The organism is Clostridium sardiniense (assembly GCF_050584765.1).
In the GTDB taxonomy this organism is placed as follows: Bacteria; Bacillota; Clostridia; order Clostridiales; family Clostridiaceae; genus Clostridium; species Clostridium sardiniense_A.
The window spans coordinates 130,483-155,475 of the sequence record NZ_JBNOOR010000002.1 but is presented as its reverse complement, the minus strand read 5'-3'; the positions used below and the strand labels follow the sequence as shown (position 1 = coordinate 155,475).

At 31.2% G+C, this 24,993-nt stretch carries 9 protein-coding genes; all 9 read left to right on the top strand.

What is annotated here, in order from left to right:
• Nucleotide 1 precedes the first annotated feature (1 nt).
• The 9 genes from pheA (at nucleotide 2) to ACQPUW_RS10350 (ending at nucleotide 24,751) form a co-directional block, all read left to right on the top strand.
• Nucleotides 2–1,141, top strand: coding sequence for a prephenate dehydratase (pheA, locus tag ACQPUW_RS10390; protein WP_430838084.1), 1,140 nt, complete (start codon nucleotides 2–4; stop codon nucleotides 1,139–1,141).
• The gene (gene aroE, locus ACQPUW_RS10385; RefSeq protein WP_430837422.1) at nucleotides 1,141–1,950 is read left to right on the top strand and encodes a shikimate dehydrogenase; all 810 of its coding nucleotides are present in this window, start codon (nucleotides 1,141–1,143) and stop codon (nucleotides 1,948–1,950) included. The genes pheA and aroE overlap by 1 nt, the downstream gene beginning before the upstream one ends.
• A gap of 9 nt (nucleotides 1,951–1,959) precedes the next feature.
• Complete coding sequence (locus ACQPUW_RS10380; RefSeq protein WP_430837421.1) at nucleotides 1,960–2,472, top strand: shikimate kinase; 513 nt, start codon at nucleotides 1,960–1,962, stop codon at nucleotides 2,470–2,472.
• Nucleotides 2,473–2,815: 343 nt separating this feature from the next.
• The gene (aroF, locus tag ACQPUW_RS10375; protein ID WP_430837420.1) at nucleotides 2,816–3,829 is read left to right on the top strand and encodes a 3-deoxy-7-phosphoheptulonate synthase; all 1,014 of its coding nucleotides are present in this window, start codon (nucleotides 2,816–2,818) and stop codon (nucleotides 3,827–3,829) included.
• A gap of 34 nt (nucleotides 3,830–3,863) precedes the next feature.
• A complete protein-coding gene (locus tag ACQPUW_RS10370; protein WP_430837419.1) occupies nucleotides 3,864–4,697 on the top strand; it encodes a prephenate dehydrogenase in 834 nt (277 codons plus the stop codon).
• A 413-nt stretch (nucleotides 4,698–5,110) separates the two neighbouring features.
• Nucleotides 5,111–10,222, top strand: a complete 5,112-nt coding sequence (locus tag ACQPUW_RS10365) for a beta-N-acetylglucosaminidase domain-containing protein (RefSeq protein ID WP_430837418.1) — start codon at nucleotides 5,111–5,113, stop codon at nucleotides 10,220–10,222.
• Nucleotides 10,223–10,437: 215 nt separating this feature from the next.
• The gene (locus ACQPUW_RS10360; RefSeq protein WP_430837417.1) at nucleotides 10,438–15,486 is read left to right on the top strand and encodes a discoidin domain-containing protein; all 5,049 of its coding nucleotides are present in this window, start codon (nucleotides 10,438–10,440) and stop codon (nucleotides 15,484–15,486) included.
• Between the two features lie 163 nt (nucleotides 15,487–15,649).
• Nucleotides 15,650–18,454 (top strand): alpha-L-fucosidase, encoded by a 2,805-nt coding sequence (locus ACQPUW_RS10355; protein ID WP_430837416.1) that lies wholly within the window; start codon nucleotides 15,650–15,652, stop codon nucleotides 18,452–18,454.
• A 21-nt stretch (nucleotides 18,455–18,475) separates the two neighbouring features.
• Nucleotides 18,476–24,751: an Ig-like domain-containing protein gene (locus tag ACQPUW_RS10350; RefSeq protein WP_430837415.1), complete on the top strand. Its 6,276-nt coding sequence runs from the start codon at nucleotides 18,476–18,478 to the stop codon at nucleotides 24,749–24,751.
• Nucleotides 24,752–24,993: the final 242 nt, after the last annotated feature.

Sequence of the window (24,993 nt, the reverse complement as noted above, 5' to 3'; positions counted from 1 at the left end):
GATGGATGCTTTAGAAGGCTACAGAAAAGAGATAGATGATATAGATAGTGAGATTACAAGACTATTTGAAAAGAGAATGAATGTGGTATTAAAGGTAGCAGAATATAAAAAAGCAAATAACCTTCCAATTTTTCATAAGGGCAGAGAAGATGTTGTAATTAAGAAAAATATAGATAGATTACAAAATAAAGATTATGCTAAAGAAATAGAGAAATTCTTTAATGGAATGATGGAAGTATCTAGAGAGTTACAAGGAAGAAAGCTAAATAGAGCAAAGGATGCCTTTAATGTAAAAGGAAGAGTTATATCAAAAGAAGATATAATAGGATTTCCAGGGCTTCAGGGTTCCTTTAGTGAAGAAGCACTTTTAAAGTATTTTGGAGAAGAGAATAAGTCAGTAGCTTATACTGAATTTGAAGATGTATTTATAGCACTTAAAAATGGTGAGATAAATTATGGAGTACTTCCAGTTGAAAATTCATCAACAGGTGGAATAAATGAAGTACATGACCTTTTAGTAAAGTATGGGTTCTATATAGTTGGAGAAGAAAGCATTAAGATAGATCAACACTTAATAGGAGTACATGGTTCAGAACTTAAAGATATTAAAGAAGTGTATTCACATCCTCAAGGATTTAGTCAAACTAGTGAATTCTTAAAAGAGTATAGTGATTTAAAACTTATCCCATATCATAATACAGCAACAAGTGCAAAGTTAATTAAAGATTTAAATGATAAAAGTAAAGCTGCAATTGCAAGTAGTAGAGCCGCTAAGATATATGATTTAGATATAATAAAAGAAGAAATAAATAATGTGAAAAATAACTGCACAAGGTTTATTATAATAGGAAAAGAATTATTAAAAGAGGAAGAGGCTAATAAAGTAAGTATAGTATTTTCATTAGAAGATAAAGCAGGTACGTTATATAGACTTTTAAGTCATTTTGCAGAAAATAATATAAATATGATAAGAATAGAATCAAGACCAACTAAGCATGATAAGTGGAAATATTTTTTATATATTGATTTTGAGGGAGACCTTCAAAATAGTGAAGTCGTAAAAGCTCTTAAATTAATAGAAGAAAGTAGTGAATATTTTAAGTTGTTAGGATGGTATAAGAAAAGAATGGATGTGAAATAATGGAGTTTTATGGACTTGTAGGAGAGAAGCTGTCTCATTCTTTATCGCCAGAAATTCACAAAGATATCTTTAAAGAGCTTAATATTGAAGGGGCCTATAGATTATTTGAAATACCTAAAGAGAATATAGGGAGTCTTTCAGAATCTTTAAGAACCTTGAGTATTAAGGGCGTGAATGTAACTATTCCTTATAAAGAAATAGTAATGAAGGATTTGGATGAAATTTCTAGAGAAGCGAAAGAAATTGGAGCTGTTAACACAATTTTTAATAAAAAAGGGAAGCTTTTAGGGTATAATACTGATTATTATGGTTTTAAATATATGCTAGAAGATAAAAATATAGCTGTAAAAGACAAGAAAGTAACAGTTTTAGGTACTGGTGGAGCAAGTAAAGCAGTTGTGGCTTATCTTTTAGATGAAGAAGCTTTAGAGATTAAATTAGTTAGTAGAACTAAAAAGGAATTATATAAAAATGAGAGCAAAGTAGATGTTATAACATATGAAGATTTAGATGAAGTTGTAGGAGATGTTATTATAAATACGACTCCAGTTGGAATGTATCCAAATGTTATGGATTCTCCAGTTTCAGAAGATATAATTAAAAATTATGATGCTTTAGTTGATTTAATATACAATCCTTTAGAGACAGAGTTTCTTAAATTGGGTATTAAAAATAATAAAGTTACTTGTGGTGGGCTTATGATGCTTGTAGGTCAAGCTATCAAAGCAGAAGAGATTTGGCAAGAAAGAAGTATTGATAAAAAGGTTATACTAGATATATATAAGAGGCTTATTATAAAGTTTAAATAAGGAGTAGTTATGGAAAAGAGAGATAAAATTATTATTATTGGAATGCCAGGATGCGGCAAGACAACAATAGGAAAGATTTTAGCTAGAGAATTAAATTATAACTTTTATGATATGGACCAATATATCGAAGAAATCAACGAGAAATCAATAAAAGAGATATTTGCAAAGTCAGAAGATGATTTTAGAGAGCTTGAAACAAAAGCTTGTAGAGATCTTATAGCAAAAAAAAGATGCGTAATTTCAACCGGTGGTGGAGTTATTAAAAGAGATATCAATATAGAGATATTAGGAGAAGGTGGGATCATCCTATTTATAAATAGACCTATTGAAAAGATAATAGGAGACATTGATATTTCTAATAGACCATTACTTAAAAATGGTAAGGAAAGATTATATAAGCTTTATGATGAGAGGTTTTATAAGTACAAAGAAGCAGCACATGTTGAAGTTATTAATGAAGGATTTTTAAGAGATGCGATTAATTTAGCAAAATTTAAGCTTAAGGGAAAGATTAAGGAGTAGCATATTAAAAGCATTAAGGTTATAAATTAGTCAAAGCCAAGAAAAAGATATCGGTATATGAAAAAGGTTTTAGAATTACGAAGGCAAATACTTTTAGGGGTTTTTAGTATGTAAAAGAAGGGGCGATAAGGAGTTTATAAATAACTCCTTTCCAGAGTAAGATTGAAGGACTACAACAAAATGAAGAGACATTTATAAGAATTGATGAATTTGTTGTTTAAAAGATGTAAAGATACATTTATAGATAGATAAATTAAAAGTTGTCTAAGGACTAGGATATGAAGTATAGCGGGAATTTCTAAGAAGTATTAATAAAAACACAGGAAATTTTGGAGGATATTTTATGATAATTATTATGAATACAAATGCAAAGGCGGAAGAAGTAAGTAAAGTAAGTAAATGCGTAGAAGGATTGGGCCTTAGAACTAATATATCAAGAGGAGATTCACATTTAATAGTTGGAGTTATGGGAGATACTTCAATATTAGATCCAAATAAACTTTTAAGATTTGATGGAGTAGAAAAAGTAGTTAAAGTTCAAGAGCCATTTAAAAAGGCAAATAGATTATTTAAGCCAGAGGATACAATAGTTGATGTTTTAGGAAACAAAATCGGAGGAGGGAACCTAGGTATAATGGCAGGTCCTTGCTCAGTTGAAAGTGAAGAACAAATAATTGAAATAGCAAGAAGTGTTAAAGCATCAGGTGCAAATTTCTTAAGAGGTGGAGCTTTTAAGCCAAGAACATCACCATATAGTTTCCAAGGATTAGAACTTGATGGATTAAAGTTATTAAAAAAAGCAAAGGAAGCTACAGGTCTTCCTATAGTTACAGAGTTAATGTCAACAGATTATATTGATGAGTTTGTAGAAAATGTTGATGTTATACAAATTGGGGCAAGAAATATGCAAAACTTTGATCTCTTAAAGCAAGTTGGTAGAACAAAGACACCAGTTCTTTTAAAGAGAGGTTTATCAGCAAGTATAGAAGAATGGCTTATGGCAGCTGAATATATAATGGCTGGTGGAAATGATAATGTAATTCTTTGCGAAAGAGGTATTAGAACTTTTGAAACTGCTACAAGAAATACATTAGATTTAAGTGCTATTCCAGTAGTTAAAAGATTAAGCCATCTACCTGTTATAGTAGATCCAAGTCATGCGGCAGGATACTGGTACTTAGTTGAACCTTTAGCAAAAGCTGCAATAATGGCAGGGGCTGATGGTCTTATGATAGAAGTTCATAATGATCCAAAGAATGCTTTAAGTGATGGACAGCAATCAATTAAACCAGAAAGTTTTGAAAAATTAATGGAGAAAATAAAGAAAATAGCAGAGTTTGAGGGGAAAATTCTTTAAAACTCCATTATTTAAATAGGGGGCGAATGAGAATATGAGAATTGTAATTGTTGGACTTGGAGTCATTGGAGGCTCCTTTGGTATGGCTTTAAAAAATAATGGGTATAAAGATGTTTATGGAATAGATAAAGATAGAAATACTCTAAAAAAAGCTAAAGACATGGAAATTATAAAGGAAGGTTATGAAGACGGAAGGCAAATTTTAAAAAGTGCAGACCTTATTATAATCTCAATATATCCAAAGCTTATTTTAAACTTTATAAAAGAAAATAAAGACAATTTTAAAGAAGGTGCAGTAATTACAGATGCTACTGGAATTAAAGAAATGTTTATAGATGATATAGTAAAGATTCTTCCAGATGGTGTAGATTTTATTTTTGGACATCCAATGGCAGGAAGAGAAAAAAAGGGAATAGACTATGCAGATGATAAAGTCTTTAATGGGGCAAATTATATAATAACTCCTATTGAAAGAAATAAGGAGGAGAACATAGAGCTTGTTGAAAATTTAGTTTATGATATTGGATTTAAGAGTGTAAAAAAGATAAGTTCAAAATATCATGATGAAATGATAGCTTTTACAAGTCAGTTGCCACATGTTATTGCAGTATCGCTTATAAATAGTGACGAGAAAGATAGAGATACAGGTTCTTTTATTGGAGATAGTTATAGAGAGTTAACACGTATAGCAAATATAAATGAAGAGCTTTGGAGTGAACTTTTTCTAGGAAACAGAGAGAACTTACTAATAACTATAGAAAAGTTTGATGAAGAGCTTATAAAAATGAAAAAAGCTATAGAAGAAAATGATAAAAATATACTATGTGAGCTTTTTAAGAAGGCTACATTTAGAAGAGAACAATTATGAAAAAGAAATTAAAGTAAAATTTTTATTTTCATATTTTTAAATAGCTTAGAATATAACAATTATAAAGAAGAAATTCTAGAAGGATTAAACTTTTAGAATTTCTTTTTTTATTTTAATTAAATTGAGATTAGGTACAAATAATTCATTGACATAATATAACATATATAATAATATATGTATTGTAAGAAATATTTAATGAAATATTAATATATATTTAAAAATATTAAAAAATATTTTAAACTAACTTTGAATTTTATATTTAGTTGCATTAGAGTTGTGCCAATTATTTAACAGGTACTTAGCTAGAAGGATATCCTTATGTCTTTTTAGCTTTTTTTATTAAGAAGTTCTTTATTAAACATTGACATATAAATAATAAATCAAAATTTTTTAATCAGAGGGGGATTAAATTAATGCTGAAAAGAAAAGTTAGTTTGTTGATATTATCAGCGATTATAACAACAAATATTTCAAGTTTAAAGGTTCTAGCAGCACAATCAAATGAGACTACACAGGTAAATAAGCAAGTAACCAAGGAAGAAAATTATGAAATCTATCCATTGCCGCAAAGTGAGACATATACAGAAGGCGAATTTATAATCACTGATAATGTAAACATAGTAGTTGAAGGTAACATTGATGAAAGTACAAAGAATTTCTTAATGGAAATATTAGAAGAAAACAATATAAAAGGAACTATTTCAGACAGTATTGTAAACGATGTGACAAATATTCTTCTAGGGGTAAGAGGATCAGAAGGATATGTTAATAACTATTTTAATGAGAAGAAAATTTCTTATAACGAGAAAATATACGATGAACATGATGCATATGTTTTAAAAGCAGATAAAAATTTAGAAGAAAAAGGTGTCATAGCTATACTTGGTGCTCATACTGACGCAACTTTTTATGGACTAGCTTCTCTTAAAATGATATTTAATCAGTTAGAAAACAAAACTATTAAAACTCTTCAAATAGAAGATTATGCAGATGCTGAAAATAGAGGATTTATAGAAGGTTTTTATGGGCATCCTTGGAGCAATGAAGATAGAGCAAGCCTTATGGAATTTGGCGGAGAAGTAAAGATGACATCTTATATTTTTGCACCAAAGGACGACCCATATCATAATAGCAAATGGAGAGAATTATACCCAAAGGATAAATTAGATGAATTAGCGGAACTTGTTAAAGTAGGTAAGGAATCTAAGTGTAACTTCGTTTGGGCGATTCACCCGGGATTTAGCATGATTAATTGGAATGATTACGAAAATGAATTAAAGAAGTTAACAGATAAATTAGATCAGCTTTACAGTATAGGAGTTAGGCAGTTTGGATTATTCTTAGATGATATAAGTACATCACAATCATTAACAGATAGAGAAAAACATAAAAAGTTAGTTACTGACGTAGCTAATTGGGTTAAAGAAAAACAAGGAACAGAATCATTGATATTCTGTCCACCTTTCTATAATAAAAGCTGGACTGGAGATTCAGGAAAGCCATATCTAGAAACTATGAAAGATCTCCCAGAGAATGTTGAAATTATGTGGACTGGTGATGGTGTATGTGGAAGAGTTACTCAAGATGCTCTTCAATGGCCAAAGGATGCTCATGGAAGAGATCCATATATGTGGCTTAATTGGCCAGTTAATGATTATAAAAATGCAAGGTTACTTCTTGGTCCTGGAGAAATGATGGAACCTGGAGTTGATAATTTTTCAGGTATAGTAACAAACCCTATGGCACAGGCAGAAGCATCAAAAATTTCGTTATTTGCAGTTGCAGATTATACATGGAATACAGATGAATTTAACGCAAATGAAAGCTGGAAAGATTCATTTAAATATATTACTCCAGAGGTAGCTGAAGAGTTTAATATTATTGCAAGTCATATGTGTACGCCAGAACCTAGTGGACATGGATTAACTGTTGGTGAATCAGAATATTTAAAAGATGAATTTGAAGCAATAAGAAATAAATTAAATAATGAAGAAGCTATAAAGAGCGATGCAAGTAATTTAAAAAGTGAGTTTGACAAGATAGTTAATGCAGTTAATGTATTCTCAGAGGTTGTTGAGGAGAAAAATTTCAATCTATATGATGAAATGAAACCATGGCTTAATTGCTTAAGAGAGATAGGACTTGCAGGAAGTGATATAATGCAAGCTATGATAAGTGAAGAAGAAGGAAATGCAGTTGATGCATGGACATCATATTCAAAGGCATTAAAGAATATTGAAGATTCAAAGATGTTTACTTATGAAACTATAAATGGTAGTAAGCTTACAGTTGAGGCTGCAACAAAGAGAGTTATTCCTTTTATAAATGAGATGTTATCAAAAGTAGAGACTAAGATTCATGCAAAATTAGATAAGACAGCGATTATAAAGAGTTTAATTACATCTCATGATGATAAAGATGAGTTTGAAAAAATGATAGATGGTGATGAAAGCACATATATGTATATTCAAAATGTGCAAAAGGATAATGATTATTATGGTTTAGATCTTGGAAATGTTGTACCTGTAAATGAAATAGATATTGTACAAGGTAGAAATGATAATGACCACGATAGATACCATAGAGCAGTTTTAGAGTATTCTGTAGACGGAAAAGAATGGATTCAAATAGGTGATGAAAGAAATGAAGTAAGAATAAGTGAGAAAAATTTAGGTATAGAAGCTAGATTCATAAGACTTAGAGCTGTAAAGGCTGGAGTTCCAGGAGGAAAGCCAGATTTATGGACAGCCGTAAGAGAGTTCACTATAAATGGCAGTGAAGGAAAGTCTAGTGTATTTACTAATAGAGATGAATTAAAATCACTTAAGGTTAATGTAGAAGGTTCAAATTCGACATTATCAAGTGATGAAGAAATAACTTTATCAAAGAATCAATATCTTGGAATAAAGCTAGACTCAATAAAGAATATATCATCTATTGAAAAGGCTTTAAATACAACTGATTTAACACTGCAAGTTTCTGAGAATACAAGTGAGTGGAGAGAAATAAGCAAAGATGATAAAGGGTATGGAAGTGCAAGATATATAAGACTTATAAATAAAACTGATAATGAAGTCAAATTTAATCTAGAAAAACTTAAGGTTAGAATTGCTGAATTTGTGGAACCATCAGTTACAACAAACTATGGTAATCCATATGATGGAAAATTTGACAATGTATTTGATGGTGATATAGATACATTTGTTTGGACTAATGGTAATCAAGATAGTGGCAAGCAAATTACAGTTGATCTAGGTGGATTTAGAAATATCAATGATATATCAGTTTGGGTTAATGATGGAAGTGCTGACTTCTTTAAAGAAGGGGTGCTTGAAATATCAGCTGATGGAACAAACTTTGAAACTGTTCATGAATTTAATAATCCAGGAGATATAACTAAAAACTTCCCAACTCATCAAGTACCACATAGATACCTTAAAGTAGATAATATTGGTGGAAAGGAAGCTAGATATGTTAGGTTAAGAAGCACAAAGAGTCATGGCAACTGGTTGAAATTATACGAAATAAAGGTTAATGAGGGAGAGGCTAAACCAGAGAATAAAGATCCAAATATTGAAAGTACTCATGAAGGTACTGAAAAGAATGGAATTAAGAATGTAATTGATGGAAGCATAGCAAGTTTCTACACTCCAAAATCAGATGATTTTAATGGTGGAAGTCTTTCTTATAAAATATCAGAAGAAGAAAAAATTAAAGAAATTGTAGTGCTTCAAGGTGCTGACAATATATCAAATGCTGATGTATCAATTAGAACTTCTGATGGATGGAAAAAAGTATCTAAGCTATCAAAGAGTTACAACGTAATAGATGTCAAAGATTTTAAAGATATCTTTGAAGTGAAATTTGATTGGATAAGTAATGTAAAACCTGTAATACATGAGCTTATAGCTGTTAAAGAACCTGCAAAGGTTACAGTAGATAAAGGTGAACTACAAGAATTGATAACTGAAGTACAAGGCATAGATAAAGATAAGTATACAGAGGAATCTGTATCTGTCTTAGAAGAAAAATTAAAGAAAGCAGAAGATGTATTAGCTGATGAAAGTGCAACTACAGAAGAGGTAGAAAAAGCAGTTAATGAATTAAAAATAGCAAAGGAAGGCTTGGTATTAAAGCCAGAGAAACCAGAAGTAGATAAAAGTAAGCTGCAAGAGTTAGTAAATGAAGTAAGGGAGTTTACTAAAGATAATTACACTGAAGATAGCTTTAAAGTATTAGAAGAAAAGTTAGCTTTAGCAACTGATATTTTGGATAAAGAGGATGCAACTCAAGAGGAAATAAACAATATCTTAAATGAATTAAATGAAGCAAAGAGCGCATTAGTTAAAAAACCAAGCAAGGTTACTGATTTAAAGGCTTCAGAAATTAAAGTTGACAGTGTTAAGCTTACATGGAGTTCTAATGAGGATGAAGACATTATAGAATACAACATTTATAGAGATGGAAAGAAAATAGATACAGTTACTGAGAAGGAATATATAGCTACTGATCTGAAAGATGAAACAGAGTATTTATTTGAAGTAGAAGCTATAAATTCAAATGGCATAGCTTCAGATAAGGTAAAAGTGACAGTTACAACAATAGATAAAATTAATAAACAAGCATTACAAATGGCTATAGAGTATGGAGATAACGTAATAGAAAAAGGCGGTCTTAATGGAGTAATTCCAACAGTGGTTAAGGAATTTAATGAAAGACTTAAAGAAGCAAAAAATGTATATGAAAATGCTGATTCAACACAAGCTCAAGTAAATACTGCATTAGATAGACTTATGACTGTAATCCATATGCTTGAATTTAAGAGCGGAGATAAGGAAGAGTTAGAGTACACAGTTAATATTGTAAAAGCATTAGAAGAAAAAGAATATACACCATCAACTTGGAAGGTGTTAGTAGAAGTTTTAAAAAATGCTGAAGAAGTATTAAATAATGAAGATGCTATGCAACCTGAGGTTGATACTGCTTTAGAAGAATTAATGGAAGCTTATTTAAACTTAAGGTATAAAGCAGATAAATCTAAGCTAGAAGATTTAATAAAAGAAATAGAAAAATTAGATTTATCTAAGTACACTGATGAGAGTGTAAAAGCTCTTAAAGAAGAATTAAAAAAAGCTAAGGAAGTATTAGCTGATGAAGAGGCAACAGATAAAAATGTGGAAGATGCAATAAAGAAATTAAATAATGCTAAGAATAACTTAGTTGAAAAGCCAGTAGATCCAGATAAACCGGTAGATCCAGATAAGCCAGTAGATCCAGATAAGCCGGTAGATCCAGAAAAACCAACAAATCCAGATAAACCAGGGGATGGTTCAGGTAATAATGGAGATAATGGAAATAAACCAACAAACCCAAATAAGCCAGATGGTGGAAATAAACCAGGAAATAATCAAGGAACAGATAATAATATACCAGCAACAGGGGGAATGGTACAAACAGGAATACTGGTTGCGGGAATGATTTCAGCACTTGGTGGAATTTCTATAATAAGAAGAAAGAAAAAGTAGTTTAATAAATAAACTATAGAGTTTAAATAAAATAATAATAGTATTTTAAGTATAGTATTCAGCATGGAATTAGACCTCATGAAGGGCTAAAGGAGATAAATATACTTCTTTAGCTTTTCAGAAATTCTAATATTAATAGACATAAATTTTAATTATATTTAAGTATTAAGACTTTCAAATATCTTTAAAAAATTTATTTATTGGAGGGTAATCTAATGCAATATCTTAAAAGAAATAAAAGATTTAAATTAATGCTACCTTTATTTCTTATCTTTACAATGATGTGTGGAAATATTTCTGCATATGCTACTGCGTTAAAAAATAAAGGAAAATTAAATCTAGCTTTAGGAAAAGCTACATTTGCATCAAGTGAAGAAACATCAGATTTTAGTGCACGTAAAATAAATGATGGAATTATTGATAGGACAGGTGAAAAGAAATCAAGATGGGCATGTGAAAGATATGAAGAGAATCCATGGGTTGCAATTGATTTCGGAGAAAAGACAAAGTTTAATCAAGTAGTAATTGAATGGGAAAGAAAAAATATTGAATCTTATAGAATAGAAATTTCAGATGATAAAACTTCATGGACAAGTATCTATGGGGGAACAAAAGTTGAAAATTATAGGGACACTATAGAAGTTGGAGATCAGGAAGCTAGATATTTAAGAGTGTTAGTTGAAAGCTATATGCCAAAAGAAGAGGGTTCAGATATATCATGGGAGACTGTTTCATTATATGAAGTAGAAGTCTATGGTGATGCTGAGGAACCAACAGAAGGAGTTAATGTAGCTTTAAATAAGGAAGCTACTGCATCATCTGTAGAAACAAACACTTTTACAGCAAGGAAAGCTACTGATGGAATTATTGATAGAGGGGGAGCTAAATCTTCAAGATGGGCAAGTGCTGTTTCATCAGAAGACCAATGGCTTAAAGTAGATCTTGGAGCAAACACTCAGTTTGATGGTGTAGTTATAGAATGGGAAAGAAAAAATTCACCTAAATATAGAATACAAACATCAGTAGATAATACAAATTGGACAGATGTTTATACAGCAAATAAAGCTCCAGATAATCATAGAGATGAAATTAAATTAAATGAGAAAGTTAGTGGAAGATATGTAAGACTTTATATTGATGAGCATATTTCAAATTCAGAAGGAGTAAACTGGAACACTGTATCAGTATATGAACTTGAAATATATAATGGCAAAATTCCAGAAGCTCCAAAGACTGTAGAAGAAGTTGCAAATAGTATAAAGGTAGAAGAACTAAGTGCAGAAGATACAAAACTTAAAATGCCTGAAGTTCCAGAAGGATTTGAGATATCATTTATTGGTGCAGATTATGAAGAGGTTATAGATTATGAAATGAATATTCATAAACCACTTGTAAATACTAAGGTTTCTGTAAATTTTGAGGTTAAAAAAGGCAATGAAAAGGCAACATCTAAAGCAATTGAATTAACTGTACCAGGCTCAAATATGGTAAGTGTAAATGATAAGCCAACAGTTATACCAGAACTTAGAGAATGGGCTGGAATGAGTGGAAACTTTGAAATAAAAGATAATTCAAGAATAGTTATAAGTAAAGATTCAGAAAGTAAATTAAGAAGTGTAGCTGAAACATTTGCTAAGGATTATAAAGATATAGTAGGACGTGATATAGAAGTTGTAGTATCTAATTCTCCAAAGAAAGGAGATTTCTATCTTGCATTAACTTCAAATTATGAAGAGCTTAGAAAAGAAGGATACTATATGGAGATAGATGATGCTGTAAAGATTCAAGCAAACGAAGCGCAAGGTATCTTTTTATCAACTAGAACAATACTTCAAATCCTTAAACAAAATAAAACGTATATACCAAAAGGTCTAGTAAGAGATTACCCACAGTATGATGTAAGAGGATTTATGTTAGATGTAGGTAGAAAGTTTACTTCATTAGATTATTTATATGAAATAATGAAAACAATGTCATGGTATAAAATGAATGACTTCCAAATTCACTTAAATGATAACTATATATGGCTTGATGATTATGGCAATGAAGCTTTAGAGAAAGCTTATGCAGGCTTTAGACTTGAATCAAATGATGTTGGTTCAAATGGAGTAGCATTAACATCAAAAGATGGACATTATACTAAAGAACAGTTTGGTAAATTCATTGATGATTCATCGCTTTATGGAGTTAATATAGTACCTGAATTTGATACACCTGGACATGCATTAGCATTTACAAAAGTACATCCAGAATATGCATATGGAGATGGAAATGGTGAAAATGCTGCAATGTTAGATGTAAATAATGAAGAGGTTGTTAATTATATAAAAAGCATATATAACGAATTTATGGATGGAGAAAACCCTGTGTTTAGAAATTCTACAGTTCATATAGGAACAGATGAATTCTATGGAAAGGCAGAGGAATATAGAGCATATACAGATAAAATGCTTAAGTTTATGAGAGATGAAAAGAAAGCTGTACCAAGACTTTGGGGAAGTTTAACAAATAAAAAAGGAAGTACGCCTGTAACATCAGAAGGTGTTCAAATGAATATTTGGAACTGCGGATGGGCAAATCCAAAAGATATGTATAATCAAGGATTTGATTTAATAAATACAGATGATGCTTGGGTTTATATGGTGCCAGGAGCTAACTATTATAGAAATTATTTAGATACTGAATGGCTTTACAATAATTGGGAAGCTAACAAATTTAGTAATGGAGTTGTATTACCAGAAGGTTCACCTCAAATGCTTGGAGGAATGTTTACTCTTTGGAATGACATGATAGATAGAAAATCAAATGGAATAGTTGAGTATGATATTTTTGATAGAGTTTATCCAGCTATACAAGCATTATCAGAGAAAATGTGGGGAGAAGCTGAAGATAAAACTTATAGTGAGTTTAAGGAAGTATCAAAAAAGGTTGGAACAGCACCAAATACAAATCCAACATATAAAGTAGAATCAAAAACAGAAAAAGTTATAAATTACGATTTTGAAAATGCAGAAAATAATATTGCAGATGATAAATCAGAAAATGGATATAACTCTGTTGAGATTAAAAATGCAGAAATTAAGAATGGATCATTAAAATTAAATGGAGGAGAAAGTATTCTAAAAACTCCAATTAATAATATAGGACCAAATTATTCAATTTCATTTAGTGTAAATAGAGATAATGATAGCAGTAATGAAGAACAGGTTTTATTTGAATCTTCAAAAGGTCAATTTAAGGCTGTCCAAAAGAAAACAGGGAAGGTTGGCTTCTCAAGAGAGAGCTATGACTATTCATTTAATTATGAACTTCCAAAGGGAGAATGGGTAGATATAACTATAGTTGGAAAGCTGAATAAAACAGAGCTTTATGTAAATGGCGAGTATGTTGATGAGATAAGTAAATCAAGTGAAACAAATAACTTTGGAACATTTGTATTCCCATTAGAGAATATAGGAAGTAGTAGTAAAGCTTTCAAGGGAGAATTTGATAATCTTTTAGTTAATAATAAAGCTGCTATATCAGATCCATTAATGATACCACAAGAACAAATGCATGCTACAGCTTCAAGTGAGCATCCTAATGTAGGAAGTGAAGGGTTGGCAAGCTTTGCTATTGATGGAGATGAAGGTACTATGTGGCATACTAATTACAATAATGTAAAACCACTTCCACAGCATATAACTTTAGATTTAGGTGGAAAGTATAATGTTGATAGACTGACATATCTTCCAAGACAAAGTGGACAAAATGGTAATATTACAAAATATGAAGTGCAAGTAAGTACTAATGGAGAGGACTTTGTTAAAGTTTCAGAAGGCACATTTGAAAATAACAATAAGCTTAAGGTTGTGAAATTTAATGAACCAGCTGAGGCAACTCATGTTAGACTTGTTGCAAAAGAAGGTGTTGGAGGATTTGCTTCAGCGGCAGAATTAAATGTTTATAGAGCTAAAGATGTTAGCTTAGAAGGAGATTTAAAGGTTATAGCACCAGAAGAGGTTCTAGTTGGAAATAACTTTGATGTTAAATTTGGAACCGGTAAATTAAGTAGTGATGATATCTTTGCAATGGAATTTGATGTTGAGTTTGACAATGAAAAAGTTGAATTTGTTGAAGCAGCTTCAATGGATAGTGAAAAGTATATTGTTAGCAGTAAGGAAGTAGAAAATAAAATAAAAGTAATTGTTGCAACAAAGGGAGTTCCAATAGAAAGTGACAAGGATGTTGCAAAACTATCATTCAAAGCAAAAGCTGAAGGAAATGATGTTCAGTTTAATGCAGTAAATGTAAAGATTGCAGATGGAGAAGGAAAAGAACATTCTATTAATGGTGGATCTGCAATTACTAATATTAAAAATGAAGTAGTTAAGCCAGTTGATAAAAAAGCATTAAAAATGGCTATAGATTATGCAGAAGATGCAAAGGCAAATGGTGCACTTAATGGTGTAATTCCAGCTGTAATCATGGAGTTTAATAAGTCATTAGATTTAGCTAAGGAAGTTTATAACAAAGAAGATGCAACTAAGGTAGAAGTTAATGAAGCACTTAAAAAGTTAATGAATGCAATTCATATGCTTGAATTTAAGGAAGGAGATAAGGAACTCCTTAAAGGAATTGTTGATATAATAGAAACTTTAAAAAAGAGCGATTATATTGAAACAACATGGGCTCCTTTAGAAGAGGCACTTAAAGAGGCGAAGGATGTATTAGCTGATGAGAATGCTATGCAACCAGAAGTAGATAAATCATTTGATAGCCTAATGAAAGCTTATCTTGATTTAAGATTAAAACCAGATAAATCAAAATTAGAGGGGCTAATAAATGAAATTAAGGGTATGGATTTATCTAAATACACAGAGGAAAGTGTAAAGAATCTTAATGAAGCTGTAAGTAAAGGGGAAGAGGTTCTTAATAATGAAGAAGCTACAAAACAAGATATTAATAGTGCTATAAAACTTATTAATAAAGCAAGGAATGGATTAAAAGAAAAAGTAGAAGAACCAGGGGATAATGATGATAAAGAAGAGCCAGGAGACAATAATAATGGAAATTTAGATAAACCAGGAGATAATAATAGCGGAACAAATGGTGGAGACAATAACGTCACTGGAGATAATGGAAACAACAATAATAAGCCAAGTGGTGGAGAAGGATCAGGAAATGTTCCAGCAACTGGAGGACTAGTGCAAACTGGATTATTACTTGCAGGAATAATGTCAGCAGCAGGTGGAGTAGCAATATTAAGAAGAAAAAGAAAGTAAACTAATCTAAACTTATTGAAAGGATAGTCTTAAGTAAGTAAGATATCCTTTCAATAATAAAATAATTTCTTAAACTATAATATAAAACAGAACTAAACTTTAGAAGAATATCTTATAGAAGTAATGAAATCTAAACAAGAAAATTTATATAGGGAGTTTATTTATGAATAAAAATAGAATTAAGAAGGTTATAGCTTGTGGATTGTTTACTACATTTTTATTAGGTACAGCAGGTAACTTAGTACAAGCAAATGCTACATCATCAAAAGATTCATTAAAATCTGTTACAGAAGCCTATGGTGCTACTCCAACTGCTCAACAAGTAGATTATCAAAAAGATGAGCTAACAGCTTTTATACACTTTGGAATAAACACTTTCTATGATGTTGAATGGGGAAATGGCAATGAAGACCCTGCAAGGTTTAATCCTACAAAGGTAGATGCAGATCAGTGGGTTAAAACATTAAAAGATGGTGGCTTTAAGAAAGTTATATTTACAGCAAAGCATCATGATGGATTCGCTCTTTGGCCAAGCAAAACAACAGATCACAGTGTAGAGAAAAGTCCATGGAAGGATGGAAAAGGTGACGTTGTTAAAGAGGTTGCAGATGCCTGCAAAAAATATGGATTAAAGTTTGGTGTTTACTTATCTCCATGGGATCAAAACTCTCCAGATTATGGTGAGGGGAATGGAAGAGATTACAATGAAGTTTATATGGAACAACTTACTGAGCTTTTAACTAATTACGGAGAAGTTTCAGAGGTTTGGATGGATGGAGCTAAGGGATCAAATGTTACACAGGAGTATAAATTTGATGAATGGTTTAAGTTAATAAAAGAACTTCAGCCAGACTGTACAATATTTAGTCCTCAAGGACCAGATATAAGATGGATAGGAAATGAAAATGGATATGCAGGAGAGCCTTGCTGGTCAACAATTGATTTAGCTAAGATGTCAGAGAGAGAAGTACCTAGTTATTTAAATACTGGAGAAGAGAATGGCCCAGATTGGGTTGTAGGTGAGTCAGATGTATCTATAAGGCCAGGCTGGTTCTATCATAAATCTCAAGACAATGCAGTTAAATCATTGGAAAAATTAATGGATATATATACTAAGTCAGTTGGCAGAAATTCTGTTTTATTATTAAATGTGCCACCTAATAAGGATGGAATATTACACGAAAATGATGTTAATAGAATAAAAGAATTTGGAGATGCAGTAAAGGGATTATTAGATGAAGATTTAACTGATAACAGTACATTATCAGTTGACAGTGAAATAAATAATACTTATAGCAAAGATAAGCTTAATGACAACGACTTTGATACTTATTGGGCTCCAAATAATTCAGCTAAAACTGGAACTATAGAAATTGAGTTTAATGAGAATACAACATTTGATGTAGTAAGTCTTCAAGAGTATATAACTTTAGGACAAAGAGTAAAGGAATTTTCAGTTGAAGTATCTAGGGATGGAGAAGAGTGGAGTGAAATATATTCTGGAAAAACTATTGGATATAAAAGATATGTAAGAGTTCCACCAACAACTGCCAAGAAGATAAGAATTAATATAAAGGATTCATTAGCCACTCCTTTAATTAATGAAATTAATGTATATAAGGCACCTAAAAATATAGAATTACCAAAGGATATTCCTGATGGGCTAAAGTTTTTAAATGATTCAAATAAAGGAACTGAGGTAAATCAATTTAACTTTGGAGCTAATTGGAACTATGAAGATATTCATGGAGACAATGATAGAGGTGGAGATGCACATTGGTCCAATAAAGCTGGATCAACTGTGGATATAAAATTTAAAGGAAGTCTATTTTATTTATCAGCTGCTAAAGATCCTGGTCATGGAATAATGGAAATTTCCATTGATGGAGGAGAATTTAAAGATATAGATTTATATGCAGAAAGCAGAAAAACAAAACAAATAGTATATGAAAGTGAAACCTTAGAATATGGAGAGCATACTGCAACTATAAGGGTATCTGGAAGAAAAAATGAAAGGTCTACTGGCATTTCAGGTCATCTCGATGGTGCTTTTGTACTTGATAATAATGGTGTGGGATTAGTAGAATTTGAAAAAACTTCAACAAGAGTTTCAGAGAGTACTAAAAATCCAGAATTTAAGGTTATTAGAAAAGGGGGAAGCAAGGGAAGAATTGAAGTAAACTATGATACAGTGTTAGGAAGTGCAGAAAATTTAAAGGATCTACATGTATGGTCTGGAACTTTATCCTTTGATGAAAATGAAACAGAAAAGGTAATAGATAGAATAACAATAATAGATGATGATGAAATCGAAGAGGATGAGAACTTCTTTGTGACCTTAAGCAATCCTATAGGGGGAATAATAGGATTTAATGATAATTTAGAGGTTACTATAGAAGACAATGATAATACTTATTTAAAGATTAATACAACTGATACTGGAAGTGGCATGAATAAGTTTACCTTTGGAGAAGGGTGGAATCAAGAATCAAATGGAGCCTGGGCAAGAGGAGAAAATAAAACTTATAGCATTAAATTTGAGGGATCAAGAATTGTATTAATTGGAGCTAAGGACCCAAATCATGGATTATATAAGATTAAGATTGATGATGGAGAATTTTTAGAAATTGATCCATATTCAGAAAATAGACTAGAGAATGAAGTAATATTCGATAGCGGAGATTTAGCTTATGGAGAGCATACATTAACTTTCTTATCTGTAGGAAATAATCCACACGGAGGAAGAGTTGATTCTCAGATTAATCATGCTTTTATAAATACTAAAGATAATGGAGGCAGCGGAGAGGAAATCCTATTAGGAGATTTTAATAAAAATAATAAAATTGACTTAGGAGATCTAGCTATAGCATCTAAATATTATGGAAAAAATAAAAGCGAGTATGATATCAACAAGGATAATATAGTTGATGAATACGAGATAGATTACATTATGGATAATATAAAATAAAGGGTATAAGGGGAGAAGAAAATGAAGTGTAAGAAGATATTAGGAGCTCTACTTTCATTATCAATAATAGTAACGTCCTCAGGGGTGACAGCTTTAGCAGATACTATAAAAGAAGGTGGGAAAAATCCGGTGAGTAAAGTACTAACGGAGCAGAAAGAAAGATCAATATTATTTAATGATGGGTGGACATTTAATTTAGGGGATGTTCCAGAAGCAAAGAATAAGGATTTTAATGATGATTCATGGAGACAATTAAATCTTCCACATGATTGGAGTATAGAATTAGACTTCAATAAAAATTCACCATCTACTCATGAAGGTGGATATTTAGATGGAGGAATAGGTTGGTATAGAAAGAGTTTTGTACTTCCTAAAGAAATGGAAGGTAAAAAGATATCAATAGATTTTGATGGTGCATATATGGACAGTTATGTCTATGTAAATGGAACACAGGTTGGTAATCATCCTTATGGATATACTCCATTCTCTTTTGATATAACAGATAACCTAGTTTATGATGGAGTTACTGAAAACGTTATAGCGGTTAAAGTTAATAATAAGCAACCTAGTAGTAGATGGTATTCAGGAAGTGGTATTTATAGGGATGTACACTTAACTGTTACAGAAAAGGTTAGCGTAGATAAGTATGGAACATTTGTTACAACTCCAAATCTTGAAGAAGAATATAAGAAAGGTAGAGCTTTAGTTGATATAAAGACTGATATTGTAAATGAAGAGAATGAGGATAAGGATGTAAAAGTAACCTCAACTATATATGATGCAGAAGGTAAGAATGTTGGAGAAGTTAGTAGTACAGAAGTAGTAACTAAAAGTAGTGAAAAGAAATTTAGCCAAGAAGTAACAGTTAAGAATCCAAAGCTTTGGAGTACGGAAAGTGGTTATATGTATAAAGTTGTAACTACTGTTTCTATTGATGAAAATGTAGTTGATGAGTATAAAACTGACTTTGGGATGAGATGGTTTGATTTCTCAGATGATGAAGGATTCTTTTTAAATGGAGAGCAAATGAAACTTCAAGGTGTTTGTATGCATCATGATCAAGGAGCACTTGGTGCTGTTTCAAATGAGGCTGCAATAGAGAGACAAGTTAAGCTATTAAAGGATATGGGAGTAAATTCTATAAGAGTTACTCATAATCCAGCTTCACAGCAATTAATAGATATATGTAATAGAGAAGGTATACTTCTTATAGAAGAAGCTTTTGATACTTGGTATGATGGAAAGAAATCACAAGACTATGGAAGGTTCTTTGAAAAGAAATCAATACATGGAGATATGACATGGGCAGAATTTGATATAAAACAAATGGTCGAGCGTGGAAAGAATGCTCCAAGTATAATAATGTGGTCTTTAGGAAATGAAATATGGGAGACTAGTCAATCTAAAGCAATACAAACAGCTCAAAATTTAAACGATTGGGTTAAGGAAGTAGATCCTACAAGACCAACAACAATGGGTGAAGATAAATTTAGAATGGGAAATGGACAAGGTGCTCATGAAGCTGTAGCAAATATTATAGACGTAGTTGGATTTAACTATGCTGAAGATAACTATGACAGCCTTAGAGCAAAACATCCAGATTGGAAGATGTATGGATCAGAGAATTCATCTGCAACAAGAAGTCGTGGAGTTTACTCACATCCAGAGAAAAAACTTCAAATGCATACACATCAAGATAAACAACAGTCATCATATGATAATGACTATGTTGGTTGGGGAAAGACAGCTGAAGAAGCTTGGAAGAGAGATAGAGATAGAGGTTATATAGCAGGAGAATATATTTGGACAGGTTTTGATTATATTGGAGAGCCAACTCCTTATTATGGAGCATATCCAGCAAAGAGCTCATATTTTGGAGCAATAGATACAGCTGGATTCCAAAAAGATGTTTTTTATTTCTACCAAAGTCAATGGTCAGATGAGCCAATGGTTCATTTATTACCACACTGGAACTTTGAAAATGATGATAGCATAAAGGTTGATGGAGATAAGATTTTAGTATATGCATACACTAATGCAAATAGTGTTGATTTATATTATAACGAAGATGTTAATTCTAAAGAACTTGGAGAGTTAGTTGGAACAGATACTTACGAAGTAACTAATGCTGGATATAATGGAGAGTTTAAAGAAACTAATGAGGGAAAACTTCATTTAGAATTTAGAGTTCCATATAAGCCAGGAAAACTAACTGCTGTTGCAAAGGATGCAAGTGGAAAAGAAATTTCAAGAGATGAGGTTAAAACAGCGAAAGAAGCGAAGAAGCTTAATTTAACTGCTGATAGACAAGTTGTTAAAGCAAATGGCTCTGATCTTTCTTATATAACAGTAGATGTTGTTGATGAAAATGGAACATTAGTGCCAAATGCTGATAATTTAATTAACTTTGAAGTATCAGGTAATGGAAAGATAGTTGGGGTTGATAATGGTAATGCTGCAAGTGTTGAAAGATATAAAGATAATAAGAGAAAAGCAGACCACGGTAAAGCTCTTGTTATTGTACAATCAGATGCTAATGCAGGTTCATTTACATTAACTGCAACAAGTGAAGGCTTAGGTACAGACAATATAAAGGTATACTCAGTTGAAGAAGAAGACATGGATAAGATGGAGATAGTAGGCTATGACGTTAGTGATATAACAGTACCAGTTAATGGGGAGCTAAATCTTCAAGATAAAGTTACTGCATTATATAGCAATGGAAGTAAAGGTGAAGTGCCAGTTACTTGGGAGGATGTTCCTATTGATAAATTAAGCAAAGCAGGTACTTTTAAAGTTAGCGGTACTACTGAATATAGTGATATTCCTGTTGAAGTAACTGTTATTGTAAAAGATATAATAGGAATACTAGATAGTAGAATTTTAACAGCTGTTAAGGATAAACCAGAACTTCCAAAGGAAGTTTCAGCAATATTTAATGATGGTAGTATAGAAAATTACCCAGTAACTTGGGATAGGGAATTAACTGATGAGGATGTTAATAGCGCTAAAACAGTAGAGATAGAAGGAACTGTAGAAGGAGTTTCAGGTATTAAGGGAAAAGTAATAGTTACTGTTACTGATAACTTTGAAATGAAAAATATTGCAGTAAATGAAGGAAAAGAATTCCCTAAAGCATTTACTACTTACGAAGGACCAGACAATATAAGCAATATAAATGATGGAGTAATATCAAAAAATGATTCTCCACAAAATAGATGGACTAACTGGGGAAAACCAGGAGCAAACTATGATGATTATGTAGGAATTGAATTTAATAAAGCTTATTCAATTAATAAGGTTGGAATTTCTCTTTACAAAGACCATGGAGTAGAGATTCCAAGTGAGATAACAATTGAATATTTAGATGGAGAAGAGTGGAAGGAAGTTACAAATCAAAGTAAGAAGACAGGTTTCTCAGCTGAGGGAACTGAAGAGATAACTTTTGATACAGTAAAAACAAATAAAATAAGAGCATTATTAAAAGAAGATACAAATGCAAATAAAGCTGTAGGACTTACTGAATTTGAAGTTTATTCAAATGTATTAGTAAGTGAGGGAACATCACTTTTAAAAGAAATTAAAGTTAACGGTAAAGCTATAGAAAACTTTAAAGAAGAGACTATGAATTATACTGTTAATCTTCCATATGGATCAAAAGTTCCAGAGGTTACAGCAGTGGCTAAAGATAATGGAAGTGTATTTGTAGTTCCAGCATTAGATGTTAATGGAACAACTAGAATAATGGTAATTGGAGAAGATGGAACAAAGAGAAACACTTATTCAATTAAATTCAAAGAGAATGCTCCGACAATTGAGAGTGCAAGCATATCACTTGGAAAAGAAAATATAATAGAAGACGATATAGTTGATATATTAATAGAAGCTAAACTACAAGATGGAAATAATATAAATAAAAATGATTTAGACGTTAAATATAATGTAAGTACAGAAAATGGTGCAGAAGTTCAAATAAAAGACAATAAGCTATATGCATATACTGAAGGTGATATAAGTCTTTCAGCAGAAGTAACTTATAAAGGTGTAAAGAAAACTACTAATATAATAAATGTTAATATAGGAAAGAATACTTCCGACAAAACAATTGTTTCTTATGAGAAAGTTGATGTAGATACAAATAAAGGGGTTAAACCAGTTCTTCCAAACAAAATAAAAGCAAATTATGATGTAGGACTTTCAAGAGATGTAGAAGTTAAATGGAATGATATAAAGGAAGAAGACTACAATAAATATGGAGTATTTACAGTAGAGGGAACAGTTAAAGGACAAGAATTAAAGCCAGTAGCAAAAGTTACAGTTAAAGGTATTTCAGCGTTAGGTAACGTATCAATTGCTACAAATAAAGGAGTAGCACCAAAGCTTCCAGGAACAGTTAAAGCATACTATACTGATGGTACAAGTGTTGATGTTGATGTAACTTGGGCAGAGTATGATAAAGAGTTACTAAATAAAGAAGGAACATTTAAAGTAGAAGGAACAGTAAAGGGAACAGATATTAAGGCAAGTATAGCTATAAGAGTAAGTAATGAGTCTGTAAATGGAGATAATATAGCTCTAGGAAGAAATGGGTATGATCTTCCAATGGCATTCGCATCATATACAAATGATACTAAGATAGATCAAGCATCACAAGATAGTATTGAAAAAGTAAATGATGGTGTAATAGAGCATAATACTAACGCACCAAATAATAGATGGTCAAATTGGAAAAGGTCAAATAAGAATGCAACAGATTGGGTTGGAGTTATATTTGGATCAGGTGTACCTGAAATGAAATATATAGATAACTTAGAAGTTGATTTCTTTGAAGATAATGGAACAAAGATTCCAAAAGATTTTGTAGTTGAGTATTATACTGGAGATGAGATAACATTACCAAATGACCCAGCACATGTTTTAGATGAAGAAAATTCACCATTAAATGATGATAACAATTGGAAATCAGTTACTAATATGACTTCTAATCCAGAGGTAACATCAGGAACAGATACTAATTATCTAAATTTTGATATGGTTAAAACTTTTGCATTAAGAATAAAGATGAATGCAAAAGAAAATATGGGACTTGGTATAACTGAAATAAAAGCATTTGAAAAGAAAGCAGTTATAAATCAAGACTTTACTACAAATATGATTAAGGTTAATGGACAAGACTTAGAAGAATTTAGAGAAGATAGAGTAGATTATACTTTAAAACTTAAAAATAATGAAAAGTTACCAGAGATAACAGCAGAAGTTACAAATAACGCATCAGTTTCAGTTATCTATACAGCAGGACAAGATGAAAAGATAGATGTTCTTATCAAATCAGAGGATGGTCTTAAAGTTAAGACATATTCATTAACTATAGAAAGAGAAGATGCTACAGAAGTTAATAAAACTGCATTAAGAATGGCAATTAATTATGCTGAAAAAGCAGAAGCTGATGGGGCACTTAATGATGTAGTTCCAGCAGTAGTTAAAGAGTTTAAAGAGGCATTAAAGGAAGCTAAAGCTGTCTATGCAAATGAAGATGCTACAGCAGAAGAAGTAGATACTGTATTTAAGAGATTAATGAACGTAATTCATATGCTAGAGTTTAAACAAGGTGACAAAGAAGCACTTCATGGAATAGTTGATATAATAGATGCTTTAGAAAAAGATGATTATATAGAAGCAACATGGAGTAAATTAGAAAAATCTTTAAAAGAAGCTAAAAAAGTATTAGCAGATGAAAATGCTATGCAAGCAGAAGTTGACAGTGCTTTTGATAACTTAATGAAAGCTTATCTTGATTTAAGATTAAAACCAGATAAATCTAAGCTTGAAGAATTAATAAAGGAAATTAAAGCTATGGATTTATCAAAATATACTAAGGAAAGTGTAGATAATTTAAATAAATCATTAGATAATGCAGAAAAGGTATTAAAAAATGATGCTGCAACATCAGAAGATATTAATAATGCAATAAAATCTCTTACTAAAGCAAGAAGTGAATTAAAAGAAAATTCAGATGATAACGTAGATGATGAAGATAAGGATGATGGTAATAAAGATGAGGACAAAGATGATAATACAAATATAGATAAGCCGGGAGATAAACCAGGAGATAATAATTCTAATAATGGAAATGCCAACGGAAGCAATAATGGTGGAAGTGGTAGTCAGGAATCAGGAAATAGTAACAAACCAGGGAAAGTACCAGCAACAGGTGGTATGGTATCTAGTGGTATATTATTAGCAGGTGTACTATCATTAGCAGGCGGTACAGCAATAATAAGAAGAAAGAGAAGATAGTTAACTAAAAAAGAGATGCTAGAAATATTTATATTTCTAGCATCTTTTTATTATTTCTAGTAAACGTTTTATGTTATATTACACAGAAAAGCATATCAGTGTAATACTGTGTAATAATTTTACACAGTGATATTTAAAAAGTGTGTAAGAAAATGTCGGAAAAAGGCACTTAAATTCACGGGAAGAAGACATTCTTCAAAAATAGAATTAAAAAATAGTCTTGGCATGCAAATTGCTATATA

Bases quoted from the DNA above. Each gene is read 5' to 3' on its own strand.
- ACQPUW_RS10380 (WP_430837421.1), top strand. From the start codon at position 1,960: ATGGAAAAGAGAGATAAAATTATTATTATTGGAATGCCAGGATGCGGC.
- ACQPUW_RS10360 (WP_430837417.1), top strand. From the start codon at position 10,438: ATGCAATATCTTAAAAGAAATAAAAGATTTAAATTAATGCTACCTTTA.
- ACQPUW_RS10365 (WP_430837418.1), top strand. From the start codon at position 5,111: ATGCTGAAAAGAAAAGTTAGTTTGTTGATATTATCAGCGATTATAACA.
- aroE (WP_430837422.1), top strand. From the start codon at position 1,141: ATGGAGTTTTATGGACTTGTAGGAGAGAAGCTGTCTCATTCTTTATCG.
- pheA (WP_430838084.1), top strand. From the start codon at position 2: ATGGATGCTTTAGAAGGCTACAGAAAAGAGATAGATGATATAGATAGT.
- ACQPUW_RS10370 (WP_430837419.1), top strand. From the start codon at position 3,864: ATGAGAATTGTAATTGTTGGACTTGGAGTCATTGGAGGCTCCTTTGGT.
- aroF (WP_430837420.1), top strand. From the start codon at position 2,816: ATGATAATTATTATGAATACAAATGCAAAGGCGGAAGAAGTAAGTAAA.
- ACQPUW_RS10355 (WP_430837416.1), top strand. From the start codon at position 15,650: ATGAATAAAAATAGAATTAAGAAGGTTATAGCTTGTGGATTGTTTACT.
- ACQPUW_RS10350 (WP_430837415.1), top strand. From the start codon at position 18,476: ATGAAGTGTAAGAAGATATTAGGAGCTCTACTTTCATTATCAATAATA.